At 58.3% G+C, this 12,990-nt stretch carries 10 protein-coding genes and 1 tRNA gene; 4 read left to right on the top strand and 7 right to left on the bottom strand.

Annotation, left to right across the window (positions count from 1 at the left end; genetic code table 11):
- Window positions 1–21: 21 nt before the first annotated feature.
- Entirely contained in the window at window positions 22–1,329 is a 1,308-nt protein-coding gene (locus NW833_RS06650; RefSeq protein WP_414411943.1) for a recombinase family protein, read from the top strand.
- A 534-nt stretch (window positions 1,330–1,863) separates the two neighbouring features.
- The gene (locus NW833_RS06645) at window positions 1,864–2,841 is read left to right on the top strand and encodes a protochlorophyllide reductase (RefSeq protein ID WP_414396077.1); all 978 of its coding nucleotides are present in this window, start codon (window positions 1,864–1,866) and stop codon (window positions 2,839–2,841) included.
- 226 nt (window positions 2,842–3,067) lie between these two features.
- Here the strand turns inward: NW833_RS06645 and NW833_RS06640 are convergent, their stop codons facing one another.
- The 3 genes from NW833_RS06640 to zds form a co-directional block, all read right to left on the bottom strand.
- The gene (locus NW833_RS06640) at window positions 3,068–4,198 is read right to left on the bottom strand and encodes a citrate synthase (protein ID WP_414411942.1); all 1,131 of its coding nucleotides are present in this window, start codon (window positions 4,196–4,198) and stop codon (window positions 3,068–3,070) included.
- Between the two features lie 67 nt (window positions 4,199–4,265).
- Entirely contained in the window at window positions 4,266–5,213 is a 948-nt protein-coding gene (locus tag NW833_RS06635; protein ID WP_414411941.1) for a sugar phosphate nucleotidyltransferase, read from the bottom strand.
- A 130-nt stretch (window positions 5,214–5,343) separates the two neighbouring features.
- The gene (gene zds, locus NW833_RS06630; protein WP_414411940.1) at window positions 5,344–6,801 is read right to left on the bottom strand and encodes a 9,9'-di-cis-zeta-carotene desaturase; all 1,458 of its coding nucleotides are present in this window, start codon (window positions 6,799–6,801) and stop codon (window positions 5,344–5,346) included.
- Between the two features lie 137 nt (window positions 6,802–6,938).
- Between zds and NW833_RS06625 the strand changes: the two genes are divergently transcribed.
- Window positions 6,939–7,010 (top strand) — tRNA-Gly (locus NW833_RS06625).
- A gap of 47 nt (window positions 7,011–7,057) precedes the next feature.
- Here NW833_RS06625 and NW833_RS06620 read toward each other — a convergent pair.
- From NW833_RS06620 to NW833_RS06610, 3 genes are all read right to left on the bottom strand, one after another.
- Window positions 7,058–7,645: a D-alanyl-D-alanine carboxypeptidase family protein gene (locus NW833_RS06620; protein WP_414411958.1), complete on the bottom strand. Its 588-nt coding sequence runs from the start codon at window positions 7,643–7,645 to the stop codon at window positions 7,058–7,060.
- Window positions 7,646–7,819: 174 nt separating this feature from the next.
- Entirely contained in the window at window positions 7,820–8,257 is a 438-nt protein-coding gene (locus NW833_RS06615; RefSeq protein ID WP_414405202.1) for a peroxiredoxin, read from the bottom strand.
- 37 nt (window positions 8,258–8,294) lie between these two features.
- Window positions 8,295–8,933, bottom strand: a complete 639-nt coding sequence (locus NW833_RS06610) for an HD domain-containing protein (RefSeq protein ID WP_414396067.1) — start codon at window positions 8,931–8,933, stop codon at window positions 8,295–8,297.
- 446 nt (window positions 8,934–9,379) lie between these two features.
- On the opposite strand from NW833_RS06610, the gene treY reads away from it, so the two are divergent.
- The gene (gene treY / locus NW833_RS06605) at window positions 9,380–12,181 is read left to right on the top strand and encodes a malto-oligosyltrehalose synthase (protein ID WP_414411939.1); all 2,802 of its coding nucleotides are present in this window, start codon (window positions 9,380–9,382) and stop codon (window positions 12,179–12,181) included.
- Between the two features lie 5 nt (window positions 12,182–12,186).
- Here the strand turns inward: treY and tpiA are convergent, their stop codons facing one another.
- On the bottom strand, window positions 12,187–12,951 hold the full coding sequence (tpiA, locus tag NW833_RS06600) for a triose-phosphate isomerase (RefSeq protein WP_414411938.1): 765 nt from the start codon (window positions 12,949–12,951) through the stop codon (window positions 12,187–12,189).
- Window positions 12,952–12,990: the final 39 nt, after the last annotated feature.

Here is a 12,990-nt window from a genome sequence, read left to right as displayed (position 1 = left end):
CCGAGCAGGAGGGCAGCGGCGGTGGCAGGAGATTTGTCCATGGGCGTCTGCGGCTACCTCTACACGCCGGCCTATGCTCCTTGGCCAGAAGAGGAGCTGGCTTGGCTAAAAGCCCACGGGGCTGATCCTCTCTGGCACGACTGGGGATCCCGTACCTACCTGGAGGAGCTGCTGCAGGGCGTGGCCAGTGGCTCGGTGCAGCAGGTGCTGCTGGTGCGCCTGGCGGATTTGGGAGATCAGCTGGATGAGGTGCACGGGCGGCTGCTGCAAATCCAACAGGCTGGGGTCCGCCTTAGCCTGGTCAGGGCAGATGGCCTACAAACCCCTAGCACTGCTGGCGAGTGGATCCCGCTGCTGGCCGAGGTTCCCCATCACCTGCAAAGCCGCCGTCGCCGTCAAAGCCAGGCTCAAAGCCGTCTGGCAGGCAAGCCTCCCCCCGGGCCGCCTCCCTTTGGCTACCGCCGCGAAGGGGGTCGCTATATCCCGGATTGCCGCCAGGCCCCCATTGTTCAGGATTTTTTCCGGCACTTTCTCCTCTACGGATCTCTGCGGCAGGCGGTGCGCTTCATTGCGGAGAAGCACCACAAGCGCATCTCAGTAGCCACCGGGCGCAACTGGCTGCTCAACCCAGTCTACCGGGGGGATCTGGCCTACGCCGACGGTACTGTTCTGCGCGATACTCACCCAGCTCTCCTCAGCCGCACCGAAGCCGCCCAGATCGATCGCTGGCTGAAACGCAACCAAGGGATCCCGCGCCGCAGCGCCAGCGCCTCCCGCGCCTTGGCCGGACTCGTCCACTGCCGGGCCTGTGGCAGCCTGCTACGCATTGTGCAAACAACCCCCAGCAAGGGCAAAAGGAACGGCTCTTCTTACCTCTACCTGCGCTGCCAAACCTGCCGCTATAGCCTCCGCTACGCTGAAGTCCTGCAGGAGGTGATTCGACAGGTCTGTGAGCAGCTGCCCCAACGGCTCCAGACGCTGGATCGGCAGGCTCTAGCCCAAACTCGCCAACAGCTCCAGGCCCAACTCCAGGCCAACGCCGAGCGGCTGCGGCAACTGGAAGAGCTGCGACAAGCCGGCCTGCTGGACGAGCCCTCGCTAGCCCAGCGCTGCTACCAGTTGCGAGCAGAGACAGCCCGCTTGGCCCAAAAGCTAGAGCAGCTCCCCCCTGCCAACCTCACCCAGACCGTCCAAACCCTCTCCATCCTGCCCTTCTGGCAGGATCTCAGCGAAAGCGAGCGCCGCGCCTACCTGCGGGAAGTCCTGCGCAAGGTTGAGGTGGATTCCACGGGGGCTGTGCAGATTACCTTTGCCTTTGATCCGCTCTGAAAGACTTCTACAACCCCGGACAAAAGCGGACTTGTGCTCCAGGTTGAGGCTTTCTTCCTGCTTCCACGACCCATAGCTAGCAGCAGAGTTCACTCCACTACCCCACTAGAGTGATCTCCACAGGCGTCACTTCCCGTCGAGCTGACGGTAGTTGCTCCTTGCTCTTGAGCGAGCACGCAGGCCAAAGGCGGAGCCAACTTTAGCCTAGGTAAAATGCCTACCCGAAGAAACGTACCTGCTCGCCTACGAGCTTAGCTAACCCACGTCAAGGCAGAAGGTGCGTTGGCGAGGTTGCCCATGGTGCTGGGAAGCCCTAGCGACCTTCTTTAGTCCTCGTTCGCAACAGCGGTGCGGCTTTGGCCACCTGGATCTACCTGAGCTGGCAAGGCCAAGCTTGTATCTAAAAATGAAGGAAATGGCCCGGAAAAGCGTCGCAAACCTTATCAATTCCTTGTCTAGACCCCTTTCCACTCCAAGATGGATCCTGCAGGGATCTGAGGGATCCCCCCTCAGGAAACCGTCTAGGAGTTGGATATGGAAGGACAAATGCAACCCACCGTCGTGATTACTGGTGCTTCCTCAGGCGTTGGCCTGTATGCCTCCTTGGCTTTGGCCAAGCGGGGCTGGCACGTGGTCATGGCCTGTCGGGATCTGGACAAGGGCCGGCGGATGGCCCAGCAGGTGGGGATCCCAGAGGGGAGCTACAGCCTGATGCCAATTGATCTGGCCAGCCTGGCCAGTGTTCGGCAGTTTGTCGAGCAGTTCCGTCAGTCGGGCCGTTCTCTGGATGCCCTGGTGTGCAACGCCGCCATCTACATGCCCCTGCTCAAGCAGCCCCTGCGCAGCCCCGAGGGCTATGAGCTAACCATGGCCACCAACCACCTAGGACATTTCCTCCTCTGTCACCTGATGCTGGAGGATCTCAAGCGCTCCCCTTACCCGGATCGGCGGCTGGTAATCTTAGGAACGGTTACCCACAACCCCAAAGAGCTGGGAGGCAAGATCCCACCCCAACCTCACCTGGGGGATCTGCGGGGCTTTGCCCAGGGCTTCAAGGAACCCATCAGCATGGCCGACGGCGGCAAGTTCGATCCCGTCAAGGCCTACAAAGACAGCAAAGTTTGCAACATCATCACCATGCGGGAGCTGCACCGCCGCTTCCACGAGAGCACCGGCATCACCTTTCTCTCCCTTTACCCCGGCTGTGTGGCGGAAAGCGGCCTCTTCCGCCATCACTATCCCTTGTTCCAAAAGCTTTTCCCCTGGTTTCAAAAATACATCACCGGTGGCTATGTCTCCCAGGAGCTGGCCGGCGAGCGGGTGGCGCAGGTGGTGGCCGATCCCGAATTTCGCCAGTCGGGATTCTACTGGAGCTGGGGCAACCGGCAACGGAAGCATGCCAGGCCCTTTAACCAGGAGGTTTCTGACGAAGCAAAGGATGAGGCCAAAGCCAAGTTGCTCTGGGAGCTGAGCGAGAAACTGGTGGGTGTGCCCCAGTTGGCGGCCCTCTAGCTTTGCCAGTTTCTAGGAACCACCGCTGGCCAATTGGTTGCGTAGTCTACACCCCCAACTTTTGGGGATCACAACCCTAGCACCCTTGTCGGGCTTGGCACCTATGCCCTTGGATCCTCAAGGTGGATCTGGAGGACCTCGGGATCCCGCAGGGGCAAGGGACCTTGGCCAAAGCCAGCCCGACGCAAGCCAGGGGATCTTCGCACCCTGTCCAACGGGGTTAACCTTAGCTCCGCTCCGAAATGGGGATGTAGCGCTGCTGGCGCTTGCCGGTGTAGACCTGGGTGGGGCGAAAGAGGCGATTATCCGCCAACTGCTCCCGCCAATGGGCCAGCCAACCGGCTACCCGGGCAATGGCAAACACCGGAGTAAACAAATCCTCTGGGATCCCCAGCTTGGCGTAGACCAAGCCTGAGTAGAAGTCCACGTTGGGGTAGATGCCCTTAGGTCCCAGCAGCTCTGCACACACCCGCTCTACCTCCAGGGCAATGTCGTAGTACTTATCGTGGCCGTGGCGCTCGAACAGCTCCTCGGCAAGCTTTTGCAGGATGATGGCCCGCGGATCCTTCACTTTGTAGACGCGGTGCCCCATGCCCATAATCCGCTCTTTTCTAGCCAGCTTTTCTTCAATAAACGGGCGGACGTTCTCCACTGAGCCAATCTGCCGCAACAGCTTCATTACCTCTTGGTTGGCCCCGCCGTGCAGCAACCCCGAAAGGGTGCCCACCGCTGTGGCCAGGCTGCTGTAGGGGCTAGCCAGGGTCGAGGCGCTCACCAAAAGGGCAAAGGTTGAAGCGTTAACCGTGTGCTCGGCGTGCAGGATGAGACAGGTATCGAAAACGCGAGCTAGCCAGGGATCTGGCTTTTTGCCCGAGATCATGTAGAGGAAATTGGCGGCATGATCCAGGCTGTCGTCAGGGGGAATGGGATCGTTGCCCTGCCGCATCTGGTGAAACATGGCCACCATCGTCGGCAGCTTGGCCAGCAGGCGGGTAACCGTGACAAAAACGTAGTCGGGATCTGCCTCCTGCACCGGGTAGAACATGCCCAGGCTGGCGACACAGGTCTGTAGGGCATCCATCGGGTGGCCCGAGTCGGGAAACGACTTAATCATGTCGCGGATACGGTACTTGACCCGCCGATGGCTGCGGACAGCCTGATCAAAGTTGTCCAGCTCCGACTGGGTGGGCAGCTTGCCAAAAATCAGCAAATAAGCTGTCTCCAGAAAGGTACTGTGGGCCGCTAGCTCCTCAATGGGGATGCCGCGGTATTCCAGGATCCCTGCCTGGCCGTCGACAAAGCTAATGTTGGATCGCGTGGCCGGAACACCCTCTAGCCCAGGCCTGTATTCCGCCATAGCTGGATGCCTATGTGCTCCCCAAAACGAGAGAACAAGGGCGCCACTTTGCTTGCTATCCGCTACATTAAACCACGAGGAGGCCTGGCCCGTAAGCCCCTGGCTGCAGGGGGCCATTGACCCAACTGTAGCTGCCCAGGATAGTGCCAGCAGGGATCTGGGCTTGGGGCCCCAGGCGGGTATAGGCGCCGATGTAGCAAGGGGCGTGCAGTTGGGCGGCGGGGTGGACCTCAGCCGTCTTGTGAACCCAGATCCCGGGCGCCCGTTCTTCCACATCCTCGAGCGGAAAATCCCTCATCCGGCCTAGGAGAATATCCAGTTGACCCTGGTAGTAGCTGGCCGGCGTGCCCAGATCTCGCCAGTAGCCCGTGTGCAGGTAGGCTTGCAGCCGCTGCCCTTGCTGGAGCAGGTCGGGGAAGACGCGCCGCTCAAAGCTGAGGGGATCCCCGCTGGGGTAGTCCTTGAAGATGGCTGGATCGAGGACATAGGTGCCGGCGTTGATGGTGTTGGTGGTCAGGGTGAGGGCTTCGGCAGGGGTGGGCTTTTCCCGAAAGGATTGGATCCGGCCGCCTTCCCCCACTTCCACCAGGCCGTAGGCGGTGATGTCCTCGACGCGGGCAAGGGTAAGGGTGGCAACAGCCCCGCTCTGCAAATGGCAGCGCATCAATGCCGCCAGATCCAAATCGGTGAGGATATCGGCGTTGAAGACCACCAAGGGATCCCCGCTGAAATAGGGCTGGGCCAACACCAAAGATCCCGCCGTATCCAGCGGTGTTTCCTCGACGATGTAGCGAAGCTTTACCCCCCAGGCAGCGCCATCTCCTAGGGCAGCCTCGATTTGCCTGCCCAAGTACCCAACACTCAACAGGATGTCCGTCAAGCCAGCTCGACGGCAGCGGCCAATGAGCCAGTGCAAAAAAGGTACCTCCAACAGGGGCAGCAACGGCTTTGGCTGCCATAGGGTCAAAGGTCGTAAGCGAGTTCCCTGCCCCCCTGCCAGAATTACCGCCTGCATAGCTGTCCCCAACCCATTTTCCCAGCCTAGATGGTAGGGGAAAAGGATCCGGCTTGCCAGAGCCAACTGGCTGAGCCAGAGGCAGGGAGAGCCTCCCTTTGCCGCCGTTCTGCTGGGCAGCGAAGGCCCGCTAGGCTGGCGGCGACGGCTGGGGATCCCGGTAGGCGGCCAGGATGGCCTGGGCAGCCAACTGGCCAGAGAGGGTGGCTCCTTCCATGCTGTCGATGTAGTCTTGGGCGGTGTAGCTGCCGGCAAGGAAGAAGTTGGGCACGGGAGTTTTCTGCTGCGGCCGATAGGGCTCCATGCCCGGCGCCTCGCGGTAGAGAGAGTGGGCCAGCTTGACCACGCTGTACCAGGTCAGGTTCAGTTGCCGCGAGGAGGGAAAGAGCTCATGCACTTGGTGCAACACGTGCTGGGCAATGGCCTCGTTGGACATGGAGATAAAGGGATCCCCGGGCGTAAGCACGCATTGCAGCAGGGATCCCTGGCCGGGTTTGTAGTAGTCAGCAGGGCTGGTGAGGGCGAGATCGGCAAAGCAGGAGAAATCGGCATCGGCAGTGTAGAGGAGGTTGTCAATGCCAAGCGGCTGGGGATAGTCGGCGGCGCGTTTGGCCCGGCCCTGGGGGTTGAGCTCCGTCACCCAGCCGTCGAAGCGCAACTGCACCGTGGCAACTGGCACTGAGTCCAGCTTGTAGAGGTTGTCGAACTGGGGCCACTGCCGCCACACCTGGGGGATCAGGCGTTTTGCCCCTTCTACCGCCGTTGCACACACATACACATCCGCCTCCACGCGCTCGCCGTTGGCCAAAACCAGGCCGGTTACCGCGTAGGGGGGGGAGTCGCTGACTTCAATGCGGCTAACCCCCCGCCGGGTATGAACCTGGCCGCCGCGGGCTTGCAGGTAGCGGACGATGGGTTGGGTAAGGTAATTGTCCGGGGATCCCTTGAGGAAATTGAGCTTAGAGGCGTCTGTTTTGCTGGCAAACATCTGAAAGATGGTCAGCATGCAGCGAGCAGAAATCTGCTCCGTGTCGATGAAGCCCAGGGCATAGGCAATGGGGTTCCACATCCGCTTCAGGCTACCCTCAGACCCGCCGTGCTGGCGGAACCACTCGGCAAAGCTTACCCGATCCAAAGCGCGAATCTGTTGCATTGCCCCTTCGTAGTCCAGCAGGCCGCGAATCAAGGGGCTAGTGCCTAGCGCCAAGGCGTTGCGCAGTTTATCGGCCCAGGAGAGCTGGTTGGTGGTAAAAAAAGCTTTGAGGCCATTGAAGGGCGCTCCTAGGGGAAAGCGAAAATCGAGGCTGGCCACCCGCCCGCCGCGGTTGACAAAAGTGTGGACGTGCTGCTTGGGCAGCAGATTCTCGTAGGCCCCCACCTTTTTCATCAGGGCAAACAGGTTGCTGTAGTTGCAGAAAAAAACGTGCAATCCCATCTCAATGTGGTTGCCCTCGGCATCCTGCCAGGATCCCACCTTGCCGCCGGCAAAGGGCCGCGCCTCGTAGATCTGCACTTCATGGCCCGCCTCAGCCAAGTAAACCCCCGTTGCCAAGCCGGCCAACCCTGCTCCAATAATGGCTACCCGCATCGCGATTTCCTAGGCCCCGCTAGGGGCTGACGCAACTGCAAAGAAAGATGAACTGCTCCCATTCTGGAACAAAATGCCGCCCACTTCCCCCCTTGACAGACAGCGGCAAAGTTTGTCACGATACACTACTAGCTAGTGCGGATGTAGCTCAGTGGTAGAGCTTCTCGTTGCCAACGAGAAGGTCGCGCGTTCGAATCGCGTCATCCGCTTCTTGAACATTCCCCCAGCTCCTCTACTAAACGAAGAAAGGAGTCGCCTAGCGCTTGTAGAAGGTCTCTAGGCTGTGGCGGTCGCCCACAAAGCGCCAGTGCCAGGGCTCGTAGCTTACTCCTTGGGGGTTGCCGCGGGGAAAGGACAGCTCAAAGCCAAAACGAGCAGCGTTCTTCTCCAGCCAGCGGAAGGCAGGAGTCTTTTCAAAAGCCTCCTGGAGATCCCACTGCGGAAACTGGGCATCCCCAATGTCGATAGCGTAGCCGGTGTGATGCTCGCTATATCCCGGGGGAGCGCTGACTGCAGCCCGTTCTCCTGGCCGCAGAGCCCGCGCTTGGGCTACTTGAAAAAACAAAGCCTCCTGCTCTGCTATCGAGCGAAACCCAGAGATGGGGACAAGGCGGATCCCGTCGGCTAGAGCCGCTGCGCTCATTCGCCGGTAGCTCTCGGCAGCGGCGTGGCGCAGGCGCACCTCGCGCCCGTGGTAATAGCCCACTACCTGGAGGGTCTCTGGCGGAGCTTCAGCATAGGCATAGTGGCCCAGCAGAGAGGGCCTGCCCTCTCCTTGCTGAGAAACAGAGAGATTTTGCGCCAGGGGTTCTCTTCTTTCCTTTGATCCTGGCAACCCGCCCACTGCCCACACCGTTGAGAGCAGCAGCGTAAGCAAGGCTAGACCTAGCCTTAAGCCCAGCCTCCAGGGACCTGAGGAGCCTTGCGCTTTTGCTGGAGGGGGAGGGTAGCGACGCGCAACTGGAATGTCGTCGTTCATACCCAAAGGCTGGGAGGCAAGCCCTCAGGTTCAGCCTCCTCACCGGCCCAAGTCCGCCAAGATATCGCGGGCGTGAGTTTCCGTATTAATGTTTTGGTAGACCTTAGCAATTTTGCCCTCGCCATCAATGACGTAGGTTACTCGCTTGGCATAGCCGCCTCCGTCCACATCGTAGGCGCGGGCAATTGCGCCGTCGCTATCCACCAAGAGAGGGAAGGGCAAGTTGTACTTTTCGGCAAACTTCTTGTGGGAAGCTTGGTCGTCCATGCTTACCCCCAGCACCACCAAGTCTTTGCTCTGATAGTCCGCGTAGGCGTCACGGAAGCCGCAGGCCTCTTTGGTGCAGCCAGGGGTGTCATCTTTGGGGTAAAAGTAAAGAATCACCGTTTTCCCAGCAAAATCGGCTAGGGAAACCGGGTTGCCGTGGGCGTCGACGGTGTTAAAGCCAGGAGCAGGGGTACCGACCGCAAGAACCATAGACGGGTGACCTATAGGACTGCCCTCAGCATTTTCTTCAGCCCCCCTCCTCCCTGTCAAGCGCCGGATTCGGCTCGGCTGTCCGTTGCAACTCGGCCACCACTTCCTGGAGCTCCGCAGCTAACCCCGAAGGTAGCCGTCGTCCCAGGATCTCCGCCAGCGAGCGGTAGTACCATAGGGATCCCTCCTTACCGCCGGAGAAGCGCTCCCAAAGCTGATCCCCTAGCTGGCGAAAGTCCCGTAGGAGGCAGCGGGCGTTGTGCAGCTTGTCAGCGGCAGCCACCAGCAGAACCGAAGCGTCTGCGGTTTCCAAATGCTTCAGGTAGGCCGTTTTCCGCTCCTTCCAGTTTTCTTTGGGCTCGCCCCGGGAGCTATCGCTTTCAGTATCCGTACACCCTAAGATGATCTGCAGCACTCGTTCTCCAAAGCGCTCCCGCAGTTGCTGTTCAATCTGGGCCCGTGGCTCGCCGCTGTAGCGGGGGCCATCTTCCAGGCTGTCGTGGAGCAAAGCAGCAATGGCCTCATCCTCATCGGCACCGTACTCTAGGGCAATGGAGGCTACGGCCAACAGGTGGCTGAGGTAAGGGATCCTGGTTCCCTTGCGGGTTTGAGCAGCGTGCCATCGGTAGGCGTAGCGCATGGCCTCGGCAAACCGCGGCGTCAAGTGGGTGGACATCGGTCTCTCTCCAGTCGGGGTTGGTAAGTTGAGGAGATGGGGCGGGGATTCGTTAGCACCTGGTCGGAACCTCAGAGGTTCAGATCCCAGCCCCCTGCCAAGTGTACTGCTAGGCGAAGGAGCTTGGAGTGATTTGGCTGGTAGGCGGCCACCTCTACTTGAGGGCTGGCAGGAAATCCCCATTGCCGCTCAGCAGCAGCTCTGTTTTGGAGGCAAAATAGCCTCCCCTCCCAATTGGCCTTGCAGCTGCAAACGGCGCTGGCTGAGGTTGTGTCGGGTAGAGCCTGAAAATGGGACAGCATGCTACCGTCAGAAGGCCATGACGGCTTAGAGACAAGCTCGGGACTCATTGGCAGCTCCAAGGCTCTGCTAGCTGCTGCTAGAAGCCAGCTGCAGCTGCAGGGAGTATGTCAACCTGGAAAAACCCTTTCTAGTTAGAGGTCACCATGCGGATCCCGACTTGCACCTATCGCATCCAGTTTCACGCCGGTTTTGACTTCGAGGCAGCACGGCAAATCGTCCCCTACCTAAAGTTGCTGGGTGTTAGCGATCTGTACGCCTCTCCCATCTTTCAGGCTCGCAAAGGCAGTACCCACGGCTACGACGTGGTGGATCCCACCCAGATCAACTGCGAACTGGGAGGAATCGAAAAATTTGAAGTTCTATGGGAAACTCTCCACCAGCAGGGAATTGGCTGGATCCAAGACATTGTTCCCAATCACATGGCCTATGACGGCCAAAATCGAATGCTAATGGATGTTCTGGAAAGCGGCCCCAACTCAGACTTTATCGATTACTTCGATGTTGACTGGGATCACTCCTACCTTGGCATCAAGGGCAGAATTTTGGCACCCTTTCTGGGAGATTTCTACAACAAATGCTTAGAGTCCGGACAAATCCAGCTTCGTTACGATGCCGATGGCCTTAGCATTAACTACTTCAACTTAAGGTTTCCTCTCAATATCGACACCTACGCCGATGTTTTTACTTACAACTTAGGCAAGCTGAGGCGAAAACTAGGACGCAGCCATCCTGACTACGTCAAGCTACTGGGAATTCTCTTCAGCCTCAAGTTCATTCCTAGCAAAGAAGACCTCCTAGAGCGTACTGACCAAATCAATTTTGCTAAGCACTCTCTGTGGGAGCTTTATACCTCCAGCCCGCATATTCAAAGCTTTTTTGATGAGAACATTGCCATCTTTAATGGCAAGCCAGGAGATCCCTCAAGCTTTGACTTGCTGGACAGTCTCTTGGCCCGGCAAAACTTCCGCCTTTCCTTCTGGAAGGTAGGTGCTGAAGAGATCAACTACCGTCGCTTCTTTACCATCAATGACTTGATCTCGCTGCGGGTAGAAGACCGGGAGGTCTTTCGCAAAACGCACCAGCTCATCTTTAAGCTTGCAGAGCAAGGGCGCTTTACGGGCTTGCGCATTGACCATATTGATGGCCTATTTAACCCGGAGGAATATCTCCATCGCCTCCGTGAGCGCTGTCCAGATCTCTACATCGTTGTAGAAAAAATACTGGGGCCTGACGAGAAGCTGCCTCCTCAGTGGCCGGTACAGGGCACAACAGGTTATGACTTCCTGGCTAAGCTGAACGGCCTCTTTTGCTGCTCTGAGAACGAGGAGGCGTTTGAAAGGCTATATCAGAACTTTACCGATCTAAGGCAGTCTCCCGAACAGGTAATCGAAGACAAAAAACGCCTAATCATTGAGCGCAACCTAGCGGGGGACATGGACAACCTTGCCTTTTTGCTTAAGCGAATTACCAGCCATCACCGCTATGCCAACGACTTTACTCTCTACAGCTTGCGCCGAGCTCTGGCAGAGGTTTTGGTGTGTTTCCCAGTTTACCGAGTCTACATCCATGAAGGGGTTCTCAGCCCAGAAGGTCAGCAGGCTATCCGCCAAGCTGTAGAGAAAGCTAAGGAGAACCTGCCCATCTTAGTCAACGAGCTGAATTTCCTACAGCGCTTTCTCTGTCTTGAGTTCCCCGAAAACATCTCGGAGGAGGAGAAGAACGAGCAAATCTACTTTGCCATGCGGCTGCAACAGTTGGCCGGCCCTCTCATGGCCAAAGGGGTAGAGGACACGGCCTTCTACGTTTACAATAGGCTGCTATCCCTAAACGAGGTAGGCAGCGATCTGTGTCGTTTTGGCATTTCTATCCAGGAGTTCCATCGCTTTAACCAAGAACGAGCAGCCCAGTGGCCTTTGACCCTAAATGCCTCTTCCACCCACGACACCAAGCGCGGCGAGGATGTGCGGGCCCGCCTGAACGTACTCTCCGAAATACCCGCCGAGTGGGAGAGACATATTAACCTTTGGCACGAGCTCAATGTTGGCTATAAAGTTTACCGCAAGCAAGCCAAGCGTTCGGAGCTGCCAGATCGCAACGACGAGTATTTTCTCTATCAGACTTTGATCGGCTCCTATCCTTTTCAACCAGAGGAAGTTCCGACCTTTGTCCAGCGAGTTAAAGACTACGCCATCAAAGCAGTTCGGGAAGCTAAAGTCCATACTGCCTGGCTTCGCCCCGACACCGAATACGAAGAAGCTACCCTTGCTTTCATCGATCAAATCCTGCAGCCCTCAAGCCCCTTCTTGGAGTCTTTCCTGCCCTTTCAGCGCAAAATTGCCCACTTTGGCATCTTTAACTCTCTCTCTCAAACTCTGCTGAAGCTCACCAGCCCTGGGATCCCGGATATCTATCAGGGCACGGAGCTGTGGGATCTCAGCATGGTGGATCCCGACAATCGTCGACCTGTGGACTTTTCCCGTCGCCTAGCTTACCTCGAAGAAATCCAGCGGCGGATCAAGCAGGATCCCCTGCAACTTATCCAAGATCTTCTGCTCCACCGCCACGATGGCCGCATTAAGCTGTTTCTTATCCACCTGGTGCTCAGGGCCCGTCAGAAACAGCCGCAGCTGTTTCTGGAAGGCAGTTATATTCCTCTACAGGTGAGCGGCTCCTATGCCAACCACGTTATAGCCTTTGCCCGTCAGCACGATAAACAAGTCATACTGGTGGTGGCACCCCGCTTTTTAACTTCCTTAATTGACGAAACTCAAGATCCCCTGGGGGAATCGGCTTGGAAAGATACGGAAATTCAACTGCCGCGCTGGAAGCGGCTGGACTGGGTGAATGGCTTAACCCAGGAAGAGATCCCTGGTGGCGACAGCTTGCCCGTGGGGGCCGTCCTCAAGTCTTTCCCCGTGGCTCTGCTATGGGGGCAATCTCGCTGAGGAGCCTAGGGAGCCGCTGCCGCAGGAGTCAGGGCCTGGAAGTTGACAATGCGGGCAAACTCTTGGGGATCGAGGCTAGCACCCCCCACCAGTACGCCATCAATCTGCGGCTGGGCCATCAGCTCGTCGATATTGCTGGCTTTGACCGAGCCACCGTAGAGGATGGGTAGATGGTCAGCGCCCAGATGCTGGCGAATAAGGCCAATGACGCGGTTGGCCTCAGCGGCTGCACAGGTTTTTCCCGTGCCAATGGCCCAGATGGGCTCGTAGGCAATCACGAGGTTTTGCAGATTGATCCCTGTCAAGGCGCGATCCAACTGTCCCACAATCCAAGACTCGGTTAGCCCCTGTTCCCGCTGCTGCAAGCTTTCCCCCACACAGAGGATAGGGGTGAGCCCATGCCGCTGGGCCGCCGCCAAGCGCCGGTTGACGGTTTCATCCGTTTCGCCAAAGTACTGCCGTCGCTCGCTGTGGCCAACGATAACGTAGCGCACCCCCAGCTCTACCAGCATGGGGCCGGAGATCTCTCCCGTAAACGCCCCTTGATCCTCCCAATGCAGGTTTTGCGATCCCACAGCTATGCCGGATCCCCGCGTTTCTTCTGCCACCACGGCCAGGTCTGTAAAGGGCACGCACAGGATGATCTGCCGCTGCGGCATCACCCCTGAAGACGACGCTTGCAGGGCTGGGCCAAACTCGCGGAGAAACTGGCGGGCCTCCACTTGGGTTTTGTGCATTTTCCAGTTGCCCGCAATGAGGATGGGACGCAAGCTAGATCCTCCCTAAGCGACACAACGATCCCAACGGGG

Origin of the sequence: Synechococcus sp. O70.1, from assembly GCF_047462215.1 — a bacterium.
In the GTDB taxonomy this organism is placed as follows: Bacteria; Cyanobacteriota; Cyanobacteriia; order Thermostichales; family Thermostichaceae; genus Thermostichus.
Note: the sequence above shows the minus strand (reverse complement) of the source record. Positions and strands in the feature narration are given on the sequence as shown.

What these genes read in the sequence shown, in the direction of transcription:
- NW833_RS06610 (WP_414396067.1), bottom strand. Translation starts at nt 8,933, where the DNA reads ATGTCCACCCACTTGACGCCGCGGTTTGCCGAGGCCATGCGCTACGCC.
- NW833_RS06615 (WP_414405202.1), bottom strand. Translation starts at nt 8,257, where the DNA reads ATGGTTCTTGCGGTCGGTACCCCTGCTCCTGGCTTTAACACCGTCGAC.
- zds (WP_414411940.1), bottom strand. Translation starts at nt 6,801, where the DNA reads ATGCGGGTAGCCATTATTGGAGCAGGGTTGGCCGGCTTGGCAACGGGG.
- NW833_RS06645 (WP_414396077.1), top strand. Translation starts at nt 1,864, where the DNA reads ATGGAAGGACAAATGCAACCCACCGTCGTGATTACTGGTGCTTCCTCA.
- NW833_RS06640 (WP_414411942.1), bottom strand. Translation starts at nt 4,198, where the DNA reads ATGGCGGAATACAGGCCTGGGCTAGAGGGTGTTCCGGCCACGCGATCC.
- NW833_RS06635 (WP_414411941.1), bottom strand. Translation starts at nt 5,213, where the DNA reads ATGCAGGCGGTAATTCTGGCAGGGGGGCAGGGAACTCGCTTACGACCT.
- treY (WP_414411939.1), top strand. Translation starts at nt 9,380, where the DNA reads ATGCGGATCCCGACTTGCACCTATCGCATCCAGTTTCACGCCGGTTTT.